The organism is Paraburkholderia sp. J94 (genome assembly GCF_905220285.1).
Classification (GTDB): domain Bacteria; phylum Pseudomonadota; class Gammaproteobacteria; order Burkholderiales; family Burkholderiaceae; genus Paraburkholderia; species Paraburkholderia tropica_A.
In genome coordinates this window covers 396826-418851 of sequence record NZ_CAJMZH010000006.1, presented here as the reverse complement: position 1 = coordinate 418851, position 22026 = coordinate 396826, and the positions used below count along the sequence as shown (strand labels likewise).

The following is a 22026-nucleotide window of genomic DNA, read 5'->3' as shown; positions in this document are numbered from 1 at the left end:
CTGTGCCGCCTTTTTGATTTTGATGGCCCCACAAGAACGCTTTATCCGATGACCTCGCTTTCATCGCTTTCCGATAGCCACTTCGTGCTGTTCGGCCTGCCCGAGCAGTTCGCGATCGACGCCGATTCGCTCGACCACGCTTACCGCACCGTGCAGGCACAGGTGCACCCGGACCGCTTCGCGGCGGCCGGCGACGCGCAAAAACGCGTGGCGATGCAATGGGCCACGCGCGCGAACGAGGCGTATCAGACGCTGCGCGATCCGCTCAAGCGCGCCAAGTACCTGCTGCATCTGCGCGGCGTCGACGTCGGCGCCGAGGACAATACGGCCATGGAGCCGGCGTTCCTGATGCAGCAGATGGAGTGGCGCGAAGCGATCGAAGACGCCGTGCACGCGAAGAACGTCGATGCGCTCGACGCGCTGTCGGGCGAATTGCGCGACGACGAGCGCGCGCGCCTCGCGAAGCTCGCGGCGCTGATCGACAGCGGCTCGAACCAGCCGGCGGCGGAAGCGGTGCGCCAGCTCATGTTCATCGAGCGCGTGGCGGCCGAGATCGAGACGCAGATCGAGCGGCTGGAAGGCTGAGGCGGCGCGGCTCGCACGAGCACGCATGAGCGTGCGCCCGGCCGTGCGAAAAGAGCGTAGAACATAGGACAGGGCTGCCCGTGGCGGCCCGCAACAGATCACACAGATGGCATTACTGCAAATCTCCGAACCCGGCATGGCGCCGGCGCCGCACCAGCGGCGACTCGCCGTCGGCATCGACCTCGGCACGACGAACTCGCTCGTCGCCGCCGTGCGCAGCGGCGTGCCCGACGTGCTGCCCGACGAGGACGGCCACGTGCTGCTGCCTTCCGTCGTGCGCTATCTGGCCAACGGCGGCCGCCGCATCGGCCGCACGGCCAAGGCCGAGGCGGCCAGCGATCCGCGCAACACGATCGTCTCGGTCAAGCGCTTCATGGGCCGCGGCAAGGCCGACGTCGAAGGCGCGGCGAACGCGCCTTACGTGTTCGTCGACGCGCCGGGCATGGTGCAGATCGAGACCATCGACGGCGTGAAAAGCCCGGTGGAAGTGTCGGCGGAAATTCTCGCGACGCTGCGTCAGCGCGCCGAAGACACGCTCGGCGACGACCTCGTCGGCGCGGTCATCACGGTGCCCGCGTACTTCGACGAAGCGCAGCGCCAGGCGACCAAGGACGCCGCGCGCCTCGCGGGCCTGAACGTGCTGCGCCTGCTGAACGAGCCGACCGCGGCGGCCATCGCCTACGGTCTCGACAACGGCGCCGAAGGCCTCTACGCGGTCTACGACCTCGGCGGCGGCACCTTCGACCTGTCGATCCTGAAGCTCACCAAGGGCGTGTTCGAAGTGCTGGCGGCGGGCGGCGATTCGGCGCTCGGCGGCGACGATTTCGACCACGTGCTGTTCGACTACGTGCTCGAACAAAGCGGGGTCGCGCGCACGGCGCTCGCGCCCGAAGACGTGCGTCTGCTGCTCGACCGCGCGCGCGACGCGAAGGAAGCGCTGTCGTCGGCGCCGCAAGCGCGTATCGACGTCACGCTGTCGAACGGCCAGGCCATCGCGGTCGCCATCGACGAGCCGCGTTTCGAAGCGCTCACGCAGACGCTCGTGCAACGCACGCTCACGCCGACGAAGAAGGCGCTGCGCGATGCGAAGGTCGGCGCGCAGGACGTGAAGGGCGTGGTGCTGGTTGGCGGCGCGACGCGCATGCCGGTGATCCGCCGCGCCGTGGAACAGTATTTCGGCCAGGCGCCGCTCACGAATCTCGACCCGGATCAGGTGGTCGCGCTCGGCGCGGCGGTTCAGGCCGATCTGCTGGCCGGCAATCGCGGCGGCGACGACGACTGGCTGCTGCTCGACGTGATCCCGCTCTCGCTGGGCGTGGAAACGATGGGCGGCCTCGTCGAGAAGATCATCCCGCGCAACTCGACCATTCCGGTCGCGCGCGCGCAGGACTTCACGACCTTCAAGGACGGCCAGACCGCGATGGCGATCCACGTGGTGCAGGGCGAGCGCGAGCTCGTGGCCGACTGCCGTTCGCTCGCGCGCTTCGAGCTGCGCGGCATTCCGCCGATGGCGGCCGGTGCGGCGCGCATCCGCGTGACCTATCAGGTGGACGCGGACGGTCTGCTGTCGGTGTTCGCGCGCGAGCAGTTGTCGGGCGTGGAGGCATCGGTGGTGGTCAAGCCGTCGTACGGCCTCGAAGATAACGAAGTCGCCCGGATGCTCGAAGAGAGCTTCAAGACCGCCGACATCGACATGCGTGCGCGCGCGCTGCGCGAAGCGCAGGTCGAGGCGCAACGCGTGATCGAAGCGACGCAATCGGCGCTGGCCGCCGACGGTGAGCTGCTCGACGCCGACGAGCGCGCCGCGCTCGACACGCTGATCGCGGCGCTCGCGCAGATCGTGCAAAGCGACGACACCGATGCGATCGAAACCGCCACCAAGGCGCTTGCCGAAGGCACCGACGAATTCGCCGCGCGCCGCATGGACAAGGGCATCAAGCGCGCGCTCGCGGGCAAGCGGCTCGACGAGATCGGCTAAAGCGCGGCCAACTGCGCAACTGAACGATTAGCGAACTCTCCCGTGCGCGTTGCGCGCCGGGTGCGTGCTTTCCCGATGTGGCGAAGCGCGCGAGGTCAGTAGAATGGGCGATGCCGCCGCCGTCAGGCGGGGCGCGCCCGAATTGAAAGTTATTGGATACGGAAATCACAATGCCTCAAATCGTGGTGCTGCCCCATGTCGAACTGTGCCCCGAGGGCGCGGTCATCGACGCCAAGCCGGGTGAAAGCGTGTGCGACGCGCTGCTGGAACACGGCATCGAGATCGAACACGCCTGCGAGAAGTCGTGCGCGTGCACGACCTGTCACGTGATCGTGCGCGAAGGTTTCAACGCGCTCGAACCGTCGGAAGAAGCCGAAGACGACCTGCTCGACAAGGCATGGGGTCTGGAGCCCACTTCGCGGCTGTCGTGCCAGGCGCTCGTGCCGGCGGAAGACGACCTGGTGATCGAGATCCCGCGTTACTCGATCAACCACGCCAAGGAAAACCACTGATCCACCCGAAGAGGAGCGCACAGCCATGAAATGGACCGATACGCAGGACATCGCAATGGCCTTGACGGACACGCACCCCGAAGTCGATCCGCAGTATGTGCGCTTTACCGATCTGCATCGCTGGATCACGGAACTCGAAGGCTTCAACGACGATCCGCAAAACTCCAACGAACGCATCCTCGAAGCAATCCAGGCCGCCTGGATCGAGGAAGCGGATTACTGATCGATCTTGCTGACGGCCGCCCGCGCGCCGTCGCGGGCCGGAATGAAAAAAGGCGATTCGCTGTGATGGCGAATCGCCTTTTTGTTTGCCGGCGTGGCGAGGATCAGAGGGCGTCAGGCCGCTTCGAGCGCGCCGCGTTCGACCCGCACGCGCTGGCCTTGCTGGAACGGCGGCGCTTCGTGATAGGTGAAGTAGCGCATCTTGCCGTTATCCATGCGCACGCGCACCGAGTAGGAAGTCGTGCTGCGCAGATGCTTTTCGACCGAGTTGCCCGCGAGACCGCCGCCGAGCGCGCCGAGCAGCGTCATCGCCGTGCGGCCGCCGCCGCTGCCGAACTGGTTGCCGACCACGCCGCCCGCCACCGCGCCGCCGACTGCGCCGATGCCGGTGCCGTGGCCTTCCTGCTTGCTCGCCGAAATCGATTCGACCACGCCGCACGAGGCGCACGCGGCCTGTTGCGGCGGTGCTTCCTGCGCGGCTTGCTGAGGCTGCTGTGCGTATTGCGGCGCGGGAGCGGCGGGTTGCTGCTGCTGGGCGGCTGCCGGAGCGGGTTGCGGCTCAGCGGGCGCATTGGCTTGCGCGCCATTCTGCTGCGCGTACTGCGCGCCGTTCGCGGGCAGGGTGGAGTCCTGCGTGGCGGGCGGCGTCGCCATCAGCGTGGTCTGGCCGGTCTGCGACTGGGCGTTCTGTTCGGCCGTGCTGGAGGCCTTGGGAAACACGCCGGTGATGGCCGCCGTGGCCGCGAGACTCGCGACGATCACGGCCGCCGCCGCGGTGGCGACGAGCGGATGCAGGCGGCGTTTGCCGGACGTGTCGTGCGTGGTGGTTTTAGGATCGAATTCGTTCATGAAAGGCTCCGTCTTTTGCAGAGTTGACTCACGAATCAGTGTGAGCGAAAGCCGTGGCACGGGCGTTTCATTTTGTAACCCGTCGTGCGCGCGCGGCGAACCGCTAGCGCATCGAAAAGGTCCCGATCGCCGCACGGCGTTGCCCGGCGCGGTTTCCCGTCCTCGCGCAATCGGCATGCCCATTCGTCGCGCGAAAACCGCGCGAAGCAGGGCGGCAGCTTTTACCTATCGTTACAAACGTCCGATCATCGCGACATGACGGCCCAAAAGAAACGGGGCGCATGCGGCGTGAACCGCATGCGCCCCGTTCGGCGTCGCTGTCTTGCAGGCGTCGCTTAGTCTTCGCGGCGCAGGTGCGGGAACAGGATGACGTCGCGGATGCTCGGGCTATCGGTGAGCAGCATCACCAGACGGTCGATGCCGATGCCGCAGCCGCCCGTCGGAGGCATGCCGTATTCCAGCGCGCGGATGTAGTCGGCGTCGTAGAACATCGCTTCCTCGTCGCCGGCGTCCTTCTGCTCGACCTGCTTCTTGAAGCGCGCGGCCTGGTCTTCCGGATCGTTCAGCTCCGAGAAGCCGTTGGCGATTTCGCGGCCCGTGATGAACAGCTCGAAACGCTCGGTGATGCCCGGCGTGGTGTCCGAGGCGCGCGCGAGCGGCGAGACTTCGATCGGGTAGTCGATGATGTAGGTCGGTTCCCACAGTTGCGACTCGGCCGTCTCTTCGAACAGCGCGAGTTGCAGCGCGCCCACGCCCGCGTTGAGGAACTGCGGCTGGTTCGCGTCGACGCCGAACTTCTTCAGCTCGGTGCGCAGGAACGCGGCATCGGCGAGTTGCTCGGTCGTGTACTGCGGCGCGTACTTCTGGATCGCCTGCACGATCGTCAGACGATGGAACGGCTTCGACAGATCGAGTTCGCGGCCCTGATACGTGAGCACGGCCGTGCCCGATGCATCGATCGCGGCCTGGCGGATCAGCTGTTCGGTGAAGTCCATCAGCCACGCGTAGTCGGTGTACGCGGCGTAGAACTCCATCATCGTGAATTCCGGGTTGTGACGCGGCGAAACGCCTTCGTTACGGAAATTCCGGTTGATTTCGAACACGCGCTCGAAGCCGCCCACGATCAGGCGCTTCAGATACAGCTCGGGCGCGATGCGCATGAACATCTGCATGTCGAGCGCGTTGTGGTGCGTGACGAACGGCTTGGCCGCCGCGCCGCCCGGGATCGGGTGCAGCATCGGCGTTTCGACTTCCATGAAGCTCGCGTCGGACATGAAGCGGCGCACCGACGAGATCGCCTTGGTGCGCGCCACGAACGTGTCGCGCGCTTCCGGCGTGACGATCAGGTCGACGTAGCGCTGGCGATAACGCATTTCCTGGTCCGACAGACCGTGGAACTTGTCCGGCAGCGGACGCAGCGACTTCGACAGCAGGCGCAGTTCGGTGACGCGCACCGAGAGTTCGCCCTTGTTGGTGCGGAACAGCACGCCCTTCGCGGCGACGATGTCACCGAGGTCCCACTTCTTGAACGCGTCGTAGGTCGTGTCGCCGACGTCGGCGGGCGTGATGAAGAACTGGATCTGGCCCGAGCCGTCGCGCACCGTGGCGAAGCTTGCCTTGCCCATCACGCGCTTGAGCATCATGCGGCCGGCGATCGCGACTTCGAGCGGATTCGCTTCGAGCGCGTCCTTGTCGGTCTCGGCGTAGTCGCGCTGCAGGTCGGCGGCGTGGTGGGTGGGGCGGAAGTCGTTGGGAAAGGCGACGCCCGCTTCGCGCAGCGCGCGCAGCTTCTCGCGGCGCTCGGCGATGATCTGGTTGTCGTCCAGGTCGGGCGACGCGGCGGGCGCTGCGGCGGCCGTATTCGGCTGGGTCGGTTCGGTCATGATGGCTCGGGGTTCGGGAAATTCGGTTCCGCCGCGCGCGCCGCGCTTCTCGGACGAAGCGGGCGGCGGCACGGCGGGAGAGGGCGGCGCTTACACGCCCTGTTTCAGGCTTGCGCTGATGAACGGGTCGAGATCGCCGTCGAGCACGGCTTTGGTGTTGCTGATTTCGACGTTGGTGCGCAGATCCTTGATGCGGCTGTTGTCGAGCACGTAGGAGCGGATCTGGTGACCCCAGCCCACGTCCGACTTGCCCGCTTCGAGCTTGTCCTGCTCCGACTGGCGCTTGCGCATTTCGGCTTCGTACAGGCGCGACTTCAGCATCGCCATGGCTTCCGCGCGGTTGCGGTGCTGCGAGCGGTCGTTCTGGCACTGCACGACGATGCCCGACGGGACGTGCGTGATACGCACGGCGGAGTCGGTCTTGTTGATGTGCTGACCGCCCGCGCCCGAAGCGCGATACGTGTCGATGCGCAGATCAGCCGGATTGACGTCGATCTCGAACGAGTCGTCGATTTCCGGGTACACGAACACCGACGAGAACGACGTGTGACGGCCGCCCGACGAGTCGAACGGCGACTTGCGCACGAGGCGGTGAATGCCGGTTTCGGTGCGCAGGAAGCCGTAGGCGTATTCGCCTTCGACCTTGATGGTCGCGCTCTTGATGCCGGCCACGTCGCCTTCGGACTCTTCGAGCACTTCGGTCTTGAAGCCCTTGCGTTCGCAGTAGCGCACGTACTGGCGCAGCAGCATCGACGCCCAGTCGCAGGCTTCCGTGCCGCCCGCGCCCGCCTGAATGTCGATGAAGGCGTTGTTCGGGTCGGCCGGGTTCGCGAACATGCGTCGGAACTCGACGTCGGCGATACGCTTCTCGATTTCGGCGGCGTCGCTTTCGCAGGCCACGAGCGTGTCCTCGTCGCCTTCCTCGCGCGCCATCTCGAAGAGGTCCTGCGCGTCGCGCGCGTCGTTCTCGATACCGTCGAGCACATGCACGACGCCTTCGAGCAGCTTCTTTTCCTTGCCGAGACCCTGTGCGTGCTTGGAGTCGTTCCAGACGTTAGGGTCTTCGAGTTCGCTATTGACTTCGACGAGCCGTCGGGCTTTTACGTCGTAGTCAAAGATACCCCCGTAGCTCGCCCGCGCGTGCGCGCAGGTCCGCCAAAAGGGCTTCGATCGCGTTGAGACGTTCCGCTTCCATTTGTGTCGTGATCCGGCGTGTAAAACACGCAATTATAGCCGATTGGCCATGCATCAAGGGCGCGGCGGCCCCATGCGTGGCCTCTCGTCCACGCCGGTCAGAGCGCCGCGTGCTCCACCACCAGTTGCACGCGCGAGACGCCGTTCCAGGTGTCGCGCACGAGGCGGTAGGCGACGGTCGTGTGCTGCGGCAGCGGCTCGGTGTGGTTGAACCAGATCGCGTTGAAGCGCTGGCGGCCGCGCAGCAACTGGAGTTTCAGGTGCTTGTCCTTCACGAGCGCCTGCGAGGCGACTTCGAATTCGCCCGCGAACACCGGCGCCGGGAAGCCCTGGCCCCAGACGGCCGCGTCGATCATCTCGACGAAATCGGGCGTGAAATAGGCGTCTTCGAGATCGCCGTCGGTTTCCACGGTGCGCGCGAGCGCCTCGGCGGTGAGCCACTCGCGGCCCACGCGCTCGAAGGCGGCGGCGAAGCGCGGCACGTCGGCGGCGGCGATCGTCAGGCCCGCGGCCATCGCGTGGCCGCCGAACTTGTGGATCAGGCCCGGCTCGCGCTTGGAGATCAGATCGACGGCGTCGCGCAGATGGAAACCGGGGATCGAACGGCCCGAGCCCTTGACGAGCGCGCCGTCGTCGTCGGCGAGCGCGAAGGTGAAGGACGGGCGGTGGAACTTCTCTTTCAGGCGCCCCGCGACGATGCCGATCACGCCCTGGTGCCAGCCTTCGTTGAAGAGTGTGAGCGTGGCGCTGTCCTGCGGATCGACGTCGGCGAGATCGGCGAGCGCCTGCTGCTGCATGCCGGCCTCGATCTCGCGGCGCTCGCGGTTGATCGTGTCGAGCTGCTGGGCGAGATCCCAGGCGCGGCCCACGTCGTCGGTGGTCAGGCACTCGATGCCGAGCGACATATCCGACAAGCGGCCCGCCGCGTTCAGGCGCGGCCCGAGCGCGAAGCCCATGTCGAAGCCCGAGGCGCTCTTGGCGTCGCGGCCCGAGGCGCGGAACAGGGCGGCGATGCCCGGCTGCATGCGGCCGTTGCGGATGCGTTGCAGGCCTTGCGCGACCAGCACGCGGTTGTTGCCGTCGAGCTTGACGACGTCGGCGACCGTGCCGAGCGCGACCAGATCGAGCAGACCGTCCAGACGCGGCTCGGGCTTGCCGTCGGCGAACGCGCCGCGGCGGCGCAGTTCGGCGCGCAGCGCGAGCAGCGTGTAGAACATCACGCCGACGCCCGCGAGGCTCTTGCTCGGAAACTCGCAGCCCGGCTGGTTCGGATTGACGATCGCGCGCGCGGCGGGCAGCACGTCGCCGGGCAAATGGTGATCGGTCACGAGCACGTCGATGCCGAGCGCGTTGGCGGCTTCCACGCCCTCCACGCTGGCGATGCCGTTGTCGACCGTGATCAGCAGATCGGGCGGTCCGCCCTTGCGCTGCGCGGCGAGCGCGACGATTTCCGGCGTGAGGCCGTAGCCGTACTCGAAGCGATTCGGCACCAGATAGTCGATCTGCGCGCCGAGCATGCGCAGGCCGCGCACGGCCACCGCGCAGGCGGTCGCGCCGTCGCAGTCGTAGTCGGCCACGACGAGCATGCGGCGCTTCTGTTCGAGCGCGTCGGCGAGCAGCGCGGCGGCGGCGTCGAGGCCTTTCATGCTGGCGGGCGGAATCAGGCGGCCGAGGCCGGTCTCGATGTCGTCGGGCTGGCTGACGCCGCGCGACGCGTAGAGGCGCGCGAGCACCGGGTGCAGGCCGTGGCGGATCAGCACTTCGGTATCGGCGGGGGAGCAGGCGCGGGTGACGATTCGGGTCATGCGGACGACTTCGGAAATTATTCGATAAAGAGCGACGCGAACTCGCGGCGTCGCCAGAATTTGCGTAGGTCGCCGCGCGTGAGCGCGAGCGTGACCGAGCCGGTGTCGCCGCAGAGCGTGACGTCGAGCTGGTTCAGCTCGCCCGCCTGCAGCGCGGCGAGCGCGGGCGCGAACCAGTCGCGCTCGATCTGCGCGAACGCCGCGTTCCAGCGGAACCAGTCCTGCTGGATATAGGCCGCCGAGAACGGATCGAGTTCGACCAGCGTGGCGCCGTTTGGCGTGCCGTTCTTCGCGCCGTCGAGCGTGGTTTTCAGCGCGGCGAAATCGGCCGGCGCGGCGCTCAGCGCGGCACCCGAGGCGAGCGCGAGACCGCGCGTGGCGGCGGCGTCCGACTGCACGCGCGCGAACGGCTTGCGCACGGGGCGCAGCGCGCCTTGCGCGTGGAACCAGATCGAGTTGACGGCGGGCAGGCCGCGCGCTTCGCGCGCTTCGTTGACCGGATGCTCGAACCAGGCCATCTGCACCTCGTTCTGCACCTTCATCCACGCGCGCGAGCGCTGGCCCGAATGCGCTTCGTGCGGCAGCCAGATTTCGATGTTGCGGCCGCTCGCGCGCAGCGGCGACGCGCCCGCGAGCGTGCCGAACTGGTCGCTCGACAGATACCAGCGCTGCGGCGTCGGGGCCTCGACGCGCACGCCGAGTTCTTCGATCAGCGGTTTGGCGATGGCGTAGAGCGTGGCGGCGTCGGCGTCGGCGAGTTCGAGCGAGGCCGGATCGATCAGCACGAGGTGATCGTGCGCGATGCGCACGTGCACGGGCTGGATGCAGGCCCACGTGGCGTCGCCGGGCGTGCCGCCGTCGGCGAGCAGCATCCAGGGCGCGAGCGGGGCTTCGTCGTCGGCGCTGGCGCCGTTGGCGTTCGTCTTCCCGTTCGCGGCATCGCCGCCGAGCGCGCCGAACTGACGCGCGACCCAGCGCTCGTGCGGCAGCGTGCGCTGGAAATCCTCGCCGATCACCTGGTCGCCGAGCGTCGCGCGCGCGACGAGCTTCGAGAGCGCGGGAAATTGCAGGCCGGCGAGGGCGGTGGGCGCGACAGCCGCGGACGGCAGCGCGAAAGGCACAAGGAGATGGAGGCGGTCGACAGGCATGGTGCGCATTGTACTTCGGCGCTCGCGGCTGCTGGGCGCGGCGGACGGCGCGTCGCGCGCGCGTTTCGGCCCGGTTTGGCGCGCGACGCCATACGAATCAGTCACTTATCGGCGATCGGCCGTTTGGGCGGGCACCTGCGCGCCGAATCCGCATCCAAGGGACAGGGCCGGCGGCGGCGGCCCGCGACGGCGCAAAGTCCGTGACGCCGCCGTAGTGTGGCAAACTTCGCGCTTGATCGTCGGCATGGTCCGGCACGGAAATCGGGTGGCGCAAGGATCGACGCATCCGCATCGACGCCGCCATCGACACCACTCCGCGCGCCAGAGCCCGCGCAACGCAGACGCTTTAAAGGATTCGCTTGAAACTTCCCTACGAATGGCAGATAGGCTGGCGCTACACACGCGCCGGCAAGCGCACGACCGGCAATGGCTTCATCTCCTTCATCGCGCTGATCTCGATGTCGGGCATCGCGCTCGGCGTGGCGGCGCTGATCGTCGTGCTCTCGGTGATGAACGGCTTCCAGCGCGACGTGCGCGACCGCATGCTCTCGGTGCTCGCGCATATCGAAATCTTCTCGCCCACCGGGTCGATGCCCGACTGGAAACTGACCGCGAAAGAGGCCAAGACCAATACCGAAGTGATCGGCGCCGCGCCCTACGTGGACGCCCAGGCGCTGCTCACGCGCGGCGATAGCGTGAACGGCGTGGCGCTGCGCGGCGTCGAGCCGTCGGAAGAGCCGCAGGTCTCGGATATCGGCAAGGAAATGAAGATCGGCACCATGAACGATCTGACGCCGGGCAGCTTCAATATCGTGCTCGGCTCCGATCTGGCCGTGAATCTCGGCGTGACGAAGGGCGACAAGGTGACGCTTGTCGCGCCCGAAGGCACCATCACGCCCGCGGGCATGCTGCCGCGCCTGAAGCAGTTCACCGTGGTGGGCGTGTTCGAATCGGGGCATTACGAGTACGACAGCACGCTCGCGCTCGTGAATATCCGCGACGCCGAGGTGCTGTACCGATTGGCCGCGCCCAGCGGCGTGCGGCTGCGCCTGAAGGACATGCAGCGCGCGCCAGCGGTCGCGCGGCAACTCGTGCATACGCTCTCGGGCGACCTCTATATTCGCGACTGGACACAGCAGAACAAGACCTGGTTCTCGGCCGTGCAGATCGAGAAGCGCATGATGTTCATCATCCTCACGCTGATCATCGCGGTCGCGGCGTTCAATCTGGTGTCGTCGCTGGTGATGACGGTGACCAACAAGCAGGCCGATATCGCCATTCTGCGCACGCTCGGCGCGCAGCCCGGCTCGATCATGAAGATCTTCGTGGTGCAGGGCGTGACGATCGGCTTCGTGGGCACGGCGATCGGCGTCGCGCTCGGCTGCCTGATCGCGTGGAGCATTCCGTGGCTCGTGCCGATGATCGAGCATCTGCTCGGCGTGCAGTTCCTGCCGCCCTCGGTTTACTTCATCAGCGAACTGCCTTCGGAACTCGTCGCCGGCGACGTGATCCGCATCGGTTTGATTGCGTTCGTGCTGTCCGCGCTCGCGACGCTTTACCCCAGCTGGCGCGCGGCCAAGGTTCGACCGGCGGAGGCACTGCGCTATGAATGATCGTCAAGCAAAGAACAACATCATGAGCGGCGTGGCAAGCGACTATCCGTACGTGATCGAGGCGCACGGCATTTCGAAGGTGTTCGGCCAGGGCGCGCTCTCCGTGCAGGTGCTGCACGACACCGAAATCTCCGTGAAGCGCGGCGAAAAGCTCGCGATCGTGGGCGCGTCGGGCTCGGGCAAGAGCACGCTGCTGCACGTGCTCGGCGGTCTCGACGAACCGGGCACCGGCAACGTGAAACTGCTCGGCAAGCCGTTTACCGAACTCTCGGAGCGCGACCGCAACGATCTGCGCAACCGCGCGCTCGGTTTCGTCTATCAGTTCCATCATCTGCTGCCGGAATTCTCGGCGCTCGACAACGTGGCGATGCCGCTGCGCATCCGCCGCATGCCGCAAGAGGACGCGCGCCGCGAGGCGCTGGAGATTCTCGACCGCGTGGGCCTCGCGCATCGCGCGCGTCATCGTCCGGGCGAACTCTCGGGTGGCGAGCGTCAACGCGTGGCGATTGCGCGCGCGCTCGTGACCAAGCCCGCCTGCGTGCTCGCCGACGAGCCGACCGGCAATCTCGACGGCAGCACGGCGGACACGGTGTTCAACCTGATGCTCGAACTCTCGGACCAGTTCCAGACGAGCTTCGTGATCGTCACGCACGATCCCGATCTCGCGGCGCGCTGCGACCGCATCGTGCGCCTGCGCGAAGGCATGCTGCACGAGGAGCCGGTTCTGCCGGTCTAGGCGCGCAGCAACGGGCGTCGCCATGCGCGACGCCTCGGGCCCGCGAGTTGCGTCGCTGTTTGGCCGCGCGATTCGCGGGCCTTGTTTTTGGGTGTTTATCGACGGAGCGCCTGACCATGTGGATCGACACGCATTGCCATCTCGATGCCGGCGAGTTCGACGCGGACCGCGATGCGGTGGCGTCGGCGGCGCAGGCGTCGGGCGTGACGCGCATTGTGATTCCGGCGGTGGCGCGCGCGAACTTCGAAACCGTGCGTGCGCTCGCGCGGCGCACGCCGGGCGCGGTCTACGCGCTCGGGATCCATCCGCTTTATACGCCGCAGGCGCGCGACGAGGATATCGACGCGCTGCGCGCCGAAATCGAAGCGAGCCTCGACGATCCGAAGTTCGTGGGCATCGGCGAGATCGGCCTCGATTTTTTCGTGCCGGGGCTCGACGCGCAGCGTCAGCAATTCATCTACGACGCGCAGCTGAAGCTCGCGCGCGAGTTCGATTTGCCCGCGATCTGTCATGTGCGCAAGTCGCAGGATAAGGTGCTCGCGGGCTTGCGTCGGAACGGCGTGAAGCGCGGCATCGCGCACGCGTTCAACGGCAGTTTTCAGCAGGCGCACGCGTTTATCGAGCAGGGCATGCATCTGGGTTTCGGCGGCAATCTGACCTTCGAGCGCGCGTTGCAGATCCGCCGGCTCGCGGAGCAGTTGCCGCTCGACGCGATCGTGATGGAAACCGATGCGCCCGATATCTCGCCGTCCTGGCTCTACAAGCAGCGCAACACGCCGGACCAGGTGCCGCGCATCGGCGCCGTGCTCGCGGCCTTGCGGGGCGTGGCGCCCGAGGATATCGCCCTTGGCACGACGGCTAACGCTGCGGCTGCGCTGCCGCGGCTCGCGCTTTCGTCTGCATAATTTCCGCATGGGTGGCGCGCGAAACGGCGGGTTTTGTTGAGGCCTCGCGCCGCCGTTTCGCGGAGGCGCTATGCGGGCGGTGTGGTGCGGATTCGCGCTTGGCGTGATCGCGCTGCAACAGCAGGCTGCGTTGCCGGGACGCGGTGCGTGGTGCGGATTGATCGCGTTGATGGTCGGCGCGGCAATCGGCGGTACGTGGTTGTTGCGGCGGGGCGCGCGCGGGCGCGTGTGGCGGTTTGCGGGATGGGCGGCGGTTGGGATCGCTGCGGCGTGCGCCGGATTCGGTTACGCGGCGTGGCGCGCGGAAATCCGTCTCGTTGAAACGCTGCCCCAAGCCTGGCAGACGCGTGACGTCGACGTAACGGGGTCTATCGCGCGCATGCCCGCCTTCGGCGAAGGTTCGGCGCGCTTTCTCTTTGCGGTGGAATCGTGGCCGGGGCGTGAGCGGGCCGCGAGCGCCTTGCATCCGCCGCGTCTGCTGCAATTGAACTGGATCGCGCGCGACGCGCCCGTGCCGCCGCTCGTGCCCGGCGCGCGCTGGCGGCTGACGGTGCGGCTCAAACCGGCGCACGGCGAGGGCAATTTCGATCTGCGCGATACGGAAGCGGCCTTGCTCGCGCGAGGCGTGCGCGCGACCGGTTACGTCAGCGATGCCGCCCATGCGCAGAGACTGCCTCGGGATGCGCAGGGCATCGGCATCGCGATCGAGCAAAGGCGGGCGGCGGTGCGCGCGCGGATCGGCGCGGTGCTGGCGGATGCGCCGCATCGCGGCATCGTCGTGGCGCTCGCGACCGGCGCACAGGACGACGTCAGCGACGCCGACTGGCGGCTCATGCGCAACACGGGCACGAGTCATCTCGTCGCGATTTCGGGGCTGCATCTCGCGTTTGTCGCCGGACTCGCGGGCTGGCTCGCAGGTGCGATCTGGCGGCGCGCGCGCTGGCGCGGCGTCGACGCGCCGCTCGTCGTGCCCGCGCAGAAGGTCGCGCTGGCGGGGGCGCTGTGCGCGGGCGCGGCCTATGCCGCATTGGCCGGGTTCAACGTACCGGTACAGCGCGCGCTCTGGATGCTCGCGGTGGCGGCGCTGGCGCTGCTGGGTTCGCGCGAGGTGTCGCGCTCGCACGTGCTGGCGTGGGCGCTCGGGCTCGTGCTGCTGCGCGATCCGTGGGCGGTGACCGCGCCGGGTTTCTGGCTGTCGTTTTGCGCCGTCGGGGCCATTCTGTATGCGGCGAGCGGCGCGCCGCGCGTGCGCCGCGAAGACGACGCCGAACCCACGCCCGACGAAATCGATCCGATGCGTGATAAGGACGACGCGGCATCAGAGGCGAGGGGCGGGCGCTTCGCTTCATACGTCGACCGGCAGCGCTGGCGGCGCGCCGCCCGACGCTTCGCGGCCCGTCTGCACGACGGCGCGCGCGTGCAATGGGCGGTCACGCTCGCGCTCGCGCCGCTCACCGCGTACTGGTTCTTGCAGATTCCGCTGATCGGGCCGCTGGCGAATGCGTTCGCGATTCCCTGGGTCAGCATGCTGGTCACGCCGACGGTGCTCGCGGGCGCGGTCCTGCCTGCGCCGTTCGACGCCTTCGCGCTGCACGCCGCGCACGCGTTGCTCGATCGGCTCGCGATGGCGCTCGGCGCGCTCGAAGGGCTGCCGTGGGCGCTGTTGCGGTTGCCGCAGCCGTCCGGCTGGGCGCTGGCCTGCGCGGCGGTCGGCGTCGCGTGGATGCTTGCGCCGCGCGGCTGGCCGTTGCGCTGGCTCGCGCCGTTCACGTGGCTGCCGCTGCTCGCGTCGTCGCCGGGCGGGCCGCCGGACGGTGCGTTCCGGCTCACGGCGCTCGATATCGGGCAGGGCACTTCGGTGCTGGTCGAGACCGCGCGCCACACGCTGTTGTTCGATGCCGGACCGGGGCCGGAGTCCACGCATGCGGGCGAGCGGCTCGTCGTTCCTTATCTGCAGACGCACGGCGTGACGCGCCTCGACATGCTGATGATCAGCCACGACGACTCCGATCACTCGGGCGGCGCGCAGGCCGTGCTCGATGCGCTGCCGGTGCGGCAGTTCGTGGCCGGCATTCTGCCCGCGCATCCATTGTGGGCGAGCGCGCACGCACGTGGGGCGGAACGCGTGCAGTGCGCCGCAGGGCAGCGCTGGCAGTGGGATGGCGTGACCTTCGAGGTGCTTTGGCCCGACGCCGGGCCGCTCGGCGGGAAACCCAATGCGCATTGCTGCGTGCTGCGCGTGACGACGGCCGGAACGCCTCTCGCCGCGCCCGCGCCAGGTAACGCTGTCGCGGCCTTGCTCGCCGCCGACATCGAGGCCCGCACCGAGCGCACCCTTATGGCCCGCGGCATCGACAATCTGCGCGCCCAGATCCTCGTCGTGCCGCACCACGGCAGCCGCACGTCGTCGACTGAACCGTTCCTCGATTCTGTCTGGCCGCTCGTCGCGATATTTCAGGTAGGCTTCCTGAATCGCTTTCATCATCCTTATCCCGGCGTCTATGCGCGGTATGCGGCGCGCCACATCGCGCTTGCGCGCAGCGACTGGGATGGCGCGGCGCGCATCGAGGCCGCGCCCGGCGCGCTGACGGTCGAGCGCTTTCGCGACACGCGCCGGCGCTACTGGATGGACGATCCGAAGGCGGCGCCCGCGGGCCGCGCGCCGCGTGCGAACGACAACGGCAGCGATAACGACAATCCAACAAGAACGGACAAAACGGAGACAGACACAGATTGAAGAACGTCATCCATTTTTCCCACGCGAACGGCTTTCCGGCCTCGACGTATCGCACCTTCTTCGCCGAACTCGGCGACACCTACGAGCTGCGCTATATCGAACGCATCGGCCACGACGCACGCTATCCCGTCACGCGCGACTGGCCGCACCTCGTCGAGCAGCTGATCGAGGACATCGGCAGCCGTTATGAGCATCCGGTCTGGCTCGTCGGGCATTCGCTCGGCGGCTATCTTTCGCTGATGGCGGCGCTCAGGAAGCCGCAGTGGGTCAGGGGCGTGGTGATGCTCGATTCGCCGGTGATCGCGGGCTGGCGCAGCGGCATGCTGCGGGTCTCGCAGTGGACCGGGCTCGACGAGCGCCTGTCGCCCGCCGCCGCCACGCGCACGCGCCGCACGAACTGGGCGAGCCGCGACGAGGCCTGGCGCCACTTCTATTCGAAGCCGGCGTTCGCGCGCTGGGACGAACGCGTGCTGTCCGATTACATCGACTTCGGCATTCCTCAGACTTCGCCTGACGGCGCACGCACGCTGGCCTTCGACCGCCGCACCGAATACCTCATCTACCGCACGCTGCCGCACACCTTCGGCACGCGCCTCGCGCATGGCTCGCCGGTGCCGGTGAGTTTCGTCGGCGGCACGCATTCGAAGGAGGTGAGGCAGGTCGGCCTCGGGGCCACGCGGCGCATCGCGGGAGAGCGTTTCGAGTGGATCGAAGGCAGCCATCTCTATCCGATGGAGCGGCCCATCGAGACCGCGCGCGCGGTGCAGCGCATGCTCTACGCGATGGATAACGGCGGCTAGGCCCGCGTCCTCGCCGCGTGCCTGATAGAGACCCGCCGGCCGCCGCCTGGCGGGGCGCGATCAATTCGGCGCACGCTTCATTCGCGCCGCGCGCCGTCTCGCAAGATGCTCTTTCAAAATTCAGGGTTAGCCCTTGCTTTACGGTATAATCCGTTTTTCCCGCGAGCATCCAGCGATGACCAAATATGTTTTCGTCACCGGCGGCGTAGTTTCTTCCCTTGGCAAGGGTATTGCCGCCGCCTCCCTCGCCGCGATCCTCGAATCGCGCGGTCTGAAAGTCACCCTCCTCAAGCTTGATCCCTACATCAACGTCGACCCCGGCACGATGAGCCCGTTTCAACACGGCGAAGTGTTCGTGACGGAAGACGGAGCGGAGACCGACCTCGACCTCGGCCACTATGAGCGCTTCATCAGCACGAAGATGCGCAAGGCCAACAACTTCACCACGGGCCAGATTTACGAATCGGTGATCCGCAAGGAACGCCGCGGCGACTATCTCGGCAAGACGGTGCAGGTCATTCCGCACATCACCAACGAAATCCAGGCGTTCATCGAGCGCGGCGCGGCATCCGCGACGTGCGGCGAACCCGACGTGGCGATCGTTGAAGTGGGCGGCACGGTCGGCGACATCGAATCGCTGCCGTTCCTCGAAGCCGCGCGTCAGATGAGCCTGCGCATGGGCCGCAACAGCGCGTGCTTCGTGCACCTCACGCTGGTGCCGTTCATTGCCACGGCCGGCGAACTCAAGACCAAGCCCACGCAGCACAGCGTGCAGAAGCTGCGCGAAATCGGTATCTATCCGAACGTGCTGCTGTGCCGCGCAGACCGCCGCATTCCCGACGACGAGCGCTCGAAGATCTCGATGTTCTCGAACGTGCCCGAAGACGCCGTCATTTCGGTGTGGGACGCCGACAGCATCTACAAGATTCCGCAGATGCTGCACGACCAGGGTCTCGACTCGATCGTCTGCGACGAACTCAAGCTGTCCGCCAAGCCCGCCGACCTGTCGATGTGGGCCGAAATGGTCGAGAAGCTCGAGCATCCGCAGCACGAAGTCACGATCGGCATGGTCGGCAAGTACGTCGACCTGACCGAGTCGTACAAGTCGCTCATCGAAGCGCTGCGTCACGCATCGATCAAGACCTCCACCAAGGTCAACATCGAGTACATCGACTCGGAACTGATCGACGAAGAGGGCGTGGACAGCCTCAAGCATCTCGACGCGATTCTCGTGCCGGGCGGTTTCGGCCGTCGTGGCACCGAAGGCAAGATCAAGGCCATCCAGTACGCTCGCGAATCGAAGGTGCCGTACCTCGGCATCTGCCTCGGCATGCAGCTGGCCGTGATCGAATTCGCGCGCGACGTCGTGGGCCTGAAGCACGCGAACAGCACGGAATTCGACGCGGACACGCCGGATCGCGTTGTCGCGCTCATCACCGAATGGGCCGACCGCGAAGGCAAGGTCGAGAAGCGCTCGGAAGATTCGGACCTGGGCGGCACGATGCGCCTCGGCTCGCAGCGTTGCCCGATCAAGCCGGGCACGCTCGCTTCGGAAATCTACGGCAAGGACGTGAACGAGCGTCACCGTCACCGTTATGAAGTCAATAACGGCTACGTGCCCAAGCTCGAAGCCGGTGGCCTTATCATCAGCGCCCGTACGCCGTCTGAAGACCTGCCGGAAATGATGGAACTGCCGCGCGACATGCACCCGTGGTTTGTCGGCGTTCAGTTCCACCCGGAATTCACGTCCACGCCGCGTGACGGCCATCCGCTGTTCAAGGCGTTTGTCGAAGCGTCGGTTGCGCACCAGCAGCAGTCGCGCGCCCAGGAGAAAGCATGAATCTGTGCGGTTTCGAGGTTGGCCTCGACAAGCCGTTCTTTCTGATCGCAGGCACCTGTGTCGTCGAATCTGAACAGATGACGATCGACACGGCGGGCCGCCTGAAGGAAATCACGGCGAAGCTCGGCATCCCGTTCATCTACAAGTCGTCGTTCGACAAGGCCAATCGTTCGAGCGGCAAGTCGTTCCGCGGTCTCGGCATGGACGAAGGCCTGCGCATCCTCTCCGAAGTGAAGCGCCAGCTCGGCCTGCCCGTGCTGACCGACGTGCACACGGAAGAGGAAGTGGGCCCGGTGGCTTCGGTCGTCGACGTGCTGCAGACGCCGGCGTTCCTGTGCCGTCAGACCGACTTCATCCACGCGTGCGCGCGTTCGGGCAAGCCGGTCAACATCAAGAAAGGCCAGTTCCTCGCGCCGCACGACATGAAGAACGTGATCGACAAGGCGCGCGACGCGGCGCGTGAAGCGGGTCTGTCGGAAGACCGCTTCATGGCTTGCGAACGCGGCGTTTCGTTCGGCTACAACAACCTCGTGTCGGACATGCGCTCGCTCGCGATCATGCGCGAGACGGCGGCGCCGGTCGTGATGGACGTCACGCACTCGGTGCAGCTGCCGGGCGGCCAGGGCACCAGCTCGGGCGGTCAGCGCGAATTCGTGCCGGTGCTCGCGCGCGCGGCCGTGGCCACGGGCGTGGCGGGTCTCTTCATGGAGACGCACCCGAACCCCGCGCAAGCGAAGTCCGACGGTCCGAACGCCGTGCCGCTGAACCGCATGGCCGACCTGCTCGAAACGCTCGTGACGCTCGACCAGGCGGTCAAGCGCACGCCGTTCCTCGAGAACGACTTCAACTGATTCAAGCAGTAAGGCTCCGGCGCGCTTCATGCGCGCCGTGCGCTTTGTCGTATGGCTTTATCGCGAGCGTTGATCGATCGCGAAGTTTTTCCAGCCGTTCTGTAGCATCGCGCGCCGCTTCGATTGCATGAGCGGCGCGATGGAGGAGCCGCGGCGAGCGGCCCGCCGGCGCAGCAGGTGTCATCAAGCGATGCCATGCTGCGCAGGACGGGAACCGCGCCGCGCCAGATGTGCAAGGCAGCGTGGCGGCGCAGCGGTTACAAAGTGTATAACCCTCGCGCCGCAACAAGTTGAACCCGACGACCGCGCCGCCTGTCCCATGTGACGGTGTGTCCCGCACGAGCGCGTAGACCGCGCTTCGCCGGACCAGCAGATGGTGTGTGTCTCGCAAGAATTACTGTCATTTCCTGAGGAAACCATGAGTGCAATCGTAGATATCATCGGTCGCGAGATTCTGGATTCGCGCGGCAATCCCACCGTCGAATGCGACGTGCTGCTCGAGTCGGGCACGATGGGCCGCGCGGCTGTGCCGTCGGGCGCGTCGACGGGCTCGCGTGAAGCGATCGAACTGCGCGACGGCGAAGCCGGCCGCTACAACGGCAAGGGCGTGCTGAAGGCCGTCGAGCACATCAACACCGAAATCTCCGAGGCGATCATGGGCCTCGACGCATCGGAACAAGCCTTCCTCGACAAGACCCTGCTCGAACTCGACGGCACCGACAACAAGTCGCGTCTCGGCGCGAACGCGATGCTGGCCGTGTCGATGGCCGTCGCGAAGGCCGCTGCTGAAGAAGCCGGCCTGCCGCTGTACCGCTACTTCGGCGGCTCGGGCGCGATGCAACTGCCGGTCCCGATGATGAACATCGTCAACGGCGGCGCGCACGCGAACAACAGCCTCGACATTCAGGAATTCATGATCGTGCCGGTGAGCCAGCCGACCTTCCGCGAAGCGCTGCGTTGCGGTGCGGAAGTGTTCCACGCGCTCAAGAAGATCCTCTCGGATCGCGGCATGAGCACGGCCGTCGGCGACGAAGGCGGCTTCGCACCGAACTTCGGCAGCAACGACGAATGCCTCTCGACGATCCTGCAAGCCATCGAGAAGGCTGGCTACCGCGCCGGTGAAGACGTCCTGCTCGCGCTCGACTGCGCGGCCAGCGAGTTCTACCACGACGGCAAGTACCAGCTCGCGGGCGAAGGCCTGCAACTGTCGTCGGCCGAATTCGCCGACTACCTCGCAACGCTCGCCGACAAGTTCCCGATCGTCTCGATCGAAGACGGCATGCACGAAAGCGACTGGGCAGGCTGGAAGATTCTGACCGACAAGCTCGGCAAGAAGGTTCAGCTCGTGGGCGACGACCTGTTCGTCACCAACACGCGCATCCTGAAGGAAGGCATCGAGAAGGGCATCGGCAACTCGATCCTGATCAAGATCAACCAGATCGGCACGCTGACGGAAACCTTCGCAGCGATCGAAATGGCGAAGCGCGCGGGCTACACGGCCGTGATCTCGCACCGTTCGGGCGAAACCGAAGATTCGACCATCGCGGACATCGCCGTCGGCCTGAACGCCGGTCAGATCAAGACGGGTTCGCTCTCGCGCAGCGACCGCATCTCGAAGTACAACCAGCTGCTGCGCATCGAGGAAGATCTCGGTGATATCGCCAGCTACCCGGGCAAGTCGGCGTTCTATAACCTCCGCTAAGCGGACCTGAACGCGACAGCAGCCTTGCTGTCACCCTTCGTCATCCCTCTTCGCCGCCCTGCGTTCAGCGCAGGGCGGCGTATGTTTATCCGGCACCATCCATGCGGCTTGTCACTGTCGTCCTGATCATCCTGCTCGCGCTGATCCAGTATCCGCTCTGGTGGGGCCACGGCGGTTGGTTGCGCGTGCACGAACTGCAAGGGCAGCTCGCGCAGCAGCAAAAGCAGAACGACGACGAAAAACTGCGCAACGAACGCATCGCGGGCGAAGTGCAGGATCTGCAGAACGGCACCGCGGCCGTCGAGGAGCGCGCGCGCTACGAGATGGGTATGGTGAAGGACGGCGAGGTGTTCGTGCAGTTCGTTTCGCCGAATCAGCCGCTGCCGGCCACGCCGGCGGGGTCGTCGAATACGTCGACGCGTGGCGAGATGTCGGCGGCGCCCGTCAAGGTGGTGCCGAATCCGGTGTCGCGCGTGCCCGAGAAGCGGCACGGGCACGCCAGCAAGGATGCGAAGAAGAAGCCAGGCTGAGCGACTTGGGTGACTCGATCGACGCGGTATCTGGCGTCGATGTAAAAAGCGCGGCGATCCGATGGATGCCGCGCTTTTTTGTTGCCGCGTGGTGTTGCGTCGGCCCTGCTGCGCTTGCGCTTACGCGCGCACGCGC

18 protein-coding genes are annotated in these 22026 nt (G+C 66.7%); 13 read left to right on the top strand and 5 right to left on the bottom strand.

Annotated features, from left to right (window positions below; translation table 11 throughout):
• Positions 1-48 precede the first annotated feature (48 nt).
• The 4 genes from hscB (at position 49) to iscX (ending at position 3298) form a co-directional block, all read left to right on the top strand.
• On the top strand, positions 49-585 hold the full coding sequence (gene hscB / locus U4Y88_RS15470; protein ID WP_065060265.1) for a Fe-S protein assembly co-chaperone HscB: 537 nt from the start codon (positions 49-51) through the stop codon (positions 583-585).
• A gap of 106 nt (positions 586-691) precedes the next feature.
• Positions 692-2563, top strand: coding sequence for a Fe-S protein assembly chaperone HscA (hscA, locus tag U4Y88_RS15465; RefSeq protein ID WP_310633565.1), 1872 nt, complete (start codon positions 692-694; stop codon positions 2561-2563).
• Positions 2564-2733: 170 nt separating this feature from the next.
• The gene (gene fdx, locus U4Y88_RS15460) at positions 2734-3075 is read left to right on the top strand and encodes an ISC system 2Fe-2S type ferredoxin (RefSeq protein WP_065060263.1); all 342 of its coding nucleotides are present in this window, start codon (positions 2734-2736) and stop codon (positions 3073-3075) included.
• Positions 3076-3100: 25 nt separating this feature from the next.
• A complete protein-coding gene (gene iscX, locus U4Y88_RS15455) occupies positions 3101-3298 on the top strand; it encodes a Fe-S cluster assembly protein IscX (protein ID WP_224013809.1) in 198 nt (65 codons plus the stop codon).
• Between the two features lie 113 nt (positions 3299-3411).
• Here the strand turns inward: iscX and U4Y88_RS15450 are convergent, their stop codons facing one another.
• The 5 genes from U4Y88_RS15450 to U4Y88_RS15430 all read right to left on the bottom strand — a co-directional run bounded on the left by U4Y88_RS15450 (position 3412) and on the right by U4Y88_RS15430 (position 10185).
• Complete coding sequence (locus U4Y88_RS15450; protein WP_321784853.1) at positions 3412-4146, bottom strand: glycine zipper 2TM domain-containing protein; 735 nt, start codon at positions 4144-4146, stop codon at positions 3412-3414.
• A 335-nt stretch (positions 4147-4481) separates the two neighbouring features.
• Complete coding sequence (gene lysS / locus U4Y88_RS15445; protein ID WP_224013812.1) at positions 4482-6029, bottom strand: lysine--tRNA ligase; 1548 nt, start codon at positions 6027-6029, stop codon at positions 4482-4484.
• A gap of 90 nt (positions 6030-6119) precedes the next feature.
• A protein-coding gene (gene prfB / locus U4Y88_RS15440; protein ID WP_224013814.1) for a peptide chain release factor 2 occupies positions 6120-7224 on the bottom strand; the annotation gives its coding sequence in 2 pieces (ribosomal slippage) (positions 6120-7142 and positions 7144-7224; 1104 coding nt in all).
• Between the two features lie 97 nt (positions 7225-7321).
• On the bottom strand, positions 7322-9028 hold the full coding sequence (gene recJ / locus U4Y88_RS15435; RefSeq protein ID WP_321784851.1) for a single-stranded-DNA-specific exonuclease RecJ: 1707 nt from the start codon (positions 9026-9028) through the stop codon (positions 7322-7324).
• A gap of 17 nt (positions 9029-9045) precedes the next feature.
• A complete protein-coding gene (locus U4Y88_RS15430) occupies positions 9046-10185 on the bottom strand; it encodes a regulator (RefSeq protein ID WP_310633562.1) in 1140 nt (379 codons plus the stop codon).
• Positions 10186-10535: 350 nt separating this feature from the next.
• Between U4Y88_RS15430 and U4Y88_RS15425 the strand changes: the two genes are divergently transcribed.
• From U4Y88_RS15425 to ftsB, 9 genes are all read left to right on the top strand, one after another.
• The gene (locus U4Y88_RS15425) at positions 10536-11789 is read left to right on the top strand and encodes a lipoprotein-releasing ABC transporter permease subunit (RefSeq protein ID WP_224013820.1); all 1254 of its coding nucleotides are present in this window, start codon (positions 10536-10538) and stop codon (positions 11787-11789) included.
• Positions 11782-12525, top strand: coding sequence for a lipoprotein-releasing ABC transporter ATP-binding protein LolD (gene lolD / locus U4Y88_RS15420; protein ID WP_224013821.1), 744 nt, complete (start codon positions 11782-11784; stop codon positions 12523-12525). Before U4Y88_RS15425 ends, lolD begins: the two co-directional genes overlap by 8 nt.
• Before the next feature lie 116 nt (positions 12526-12641).
• Positions 12642-13430, top strand: a complete 789-nt coding sequence (locus U4Y88_RS15415) for a TatD family hydrolase (protein WP_321784957.1) — start codon at positions 12642-12644, stop codon at positions 13428-13430.
• 70 nt (positions 13431-13500) lie between these two features.
• On the top strand, positions 13501-16167 hold the full coding sequence (locus U4Y88_RS15410; protein WP_321784849.1) for a ComEC/Rec2 family competence protein: 2667 nt from the start codon (positions 13501-13503) through the stop codon (positions 16165-16167).
• The gene (locus U4Y88_RS15405) at positions 16164-16967 is read left to right on the top strand and encodes an alpha/beta fold hydrolase (protein ID WP_224013825.1); all 804 of its coding nucleotides are present in this window, start codon (positions 16164-16166) and stop codon (positions 16965-16967) included. The genes U4Y88_RS15410 and U4Y88_RS15405 overlap by 4 nt, the downstream gene beginning before the upstream one ends.
• A 175-nt stretch (positions 16968-17142) precedes the next feature.
• Entirely contained in the window at positions 17143-18807 is a 1665-nt protein-coding gene (locus tag U4Y88_RS15400) for a CTP synthase (RefSeq protein WP_224013827.1), read from the top strand.
• Positions 18804-19658, top strand: coding sequence for a 3-deoxy-8-phosphooctulonate synthase (kdsA, locus tag U4Y88_RS15395; protein ID WP_027814924.1), 855 nt, complete (start codon positions 18804-18806; stop codon positions 19656-19658). Before U4Y88_RS15400 ends, kdsA begins: the two co-directional genes overlap by 4 nt.
• Positions 19659-20076: 418 nt before the next feature.
• Positions 20077-21360: a phosphopyruvate hydratase gene (eno, locus tag U4Y88_RS15390; RefSeq protein ID WP_224013829.1), complete on the top strand. Its 1284-nt coding sequence runs from the start codon at positions 20077-20079 to the stop codon at positions 21358-21360.
• Between the two features lie 101 nt (positions 21361-21461).
• Positions 21462-21890, top strand: a complete 429-nt coding sequence (ftsB, locus tag U4Y88_RS15385; RefSeq protein WP_224013831.1) for a cell division protein FtsB — start codon at positions 21462-21464, stop codon at positions 21888-21890.
• The last annotated feature ends 136 nt before the right edge of the window (positions 21891-22026 follow it).

Excerpts from the sequence above, each read along its gene's own strand:
- U4Y88_RS15410 (WP_321784849.1), top strand. The coding sequence starts at position 13,501 with ATGCGGGCGGTGTGGTGCGGATTCGCGCTTGGCGTGATCGCGCTGCAA.
- iscX (WP_224013809.1), top strand. The coding sequence starts at position 3,101 with ATGAAATGGACCGATACGCAGGACATCGCAATGGCCTTGACGGACACG.
- ftsB (WP_224013831.1), top strand. The coding sequence starts at position 21,462 with ATGCGGCTTGTCACTGTCGTCCTGATCATCCTGCTCGCGCTGATCCAG.
- U4Y88_RS15400 (WP_224013827.1), top strand. The coding sequence starts at position 17,143 with ATGACCAAATATGTTTTCGTCACCGGCGGCGTAGTTTCTTCCCTTGGC.
- recJ (WP_321784851.1), bottom strand. The coding sequence starts at position 9,028 with ATGACCCGAATCGTCACCCGCGCCTGCTCCCCCGCCGATACCGAAGTG.
- U4Y88_RS15450 (WP_321784853.1), bottom strand. The coding sequence starts at position 4,146 with ATGAACGAATTCGATCCTAAAACCACCACGCACGACACGTCCGGCAAA.
- lolD (WP_224013821.1), top strand. The coding sequence starts at position 11,782 with ATGAATGATCGTCAAGCAAAGAACAACATCATGAGCGGCGTGGCAAGC.
- eno (WP_224013829.1), top strand. The coding sequence starts at position 20,077 with ATGAGTGCAATCGTAGATATCATCGGTCGCGAGATTCTGGATTCGCGC.
- kdsA (WP_027814924.1), top strand. The coding sequence starts at position 18,804 with ATGAATCTGTGCGGTTTCGAGGTTGGCCTCGACAAGCCGTTCTTTCTG.
- hscA (WP_310633565.1), top strand. The coding sequence starts at position 692 with ATGGCATTACTGCAAATCTCCGAACCCGGCATGGCGCCGGCGCCGCAC.
- U4Y88_RS15430 (WP_310633562.1), bottom strand. The coding sequence starts at position 10,185 with ATGCGCACCATGCCTGTCGACCGCCTCCATCTCCTTGTGCCTTTCGCG.
- U4Y88_RS15415 (WP_321784957.1), top strand. The coding sequence starts at position 12,642 with ATGTGGATCGACACGCATTGCCATCTCGATGCCGGCGAGTTCGACGCG.
- lysS (WP_224013812.1), bottom strand. The coding sequence starts at position 6,029 with ATGACCGAACCGACCCAGCCGAATACGGCCGCCGCAGCGCCCGCCGCG.
- fdx (WP_065060263.1), top strand. The coding sequence starts at position 2,734 with ATGCCTCAAATCGTGGTGCTGCCCCATGTCGAACTGTGCCCCGAGGGC.
- hscB (WP_065060265.1), top strand. The coding sequence starts at position 49 with ATGACCTCGCTTTCATCGCTTTCCGATAGCCACTTCGTGCTGTTCGGC.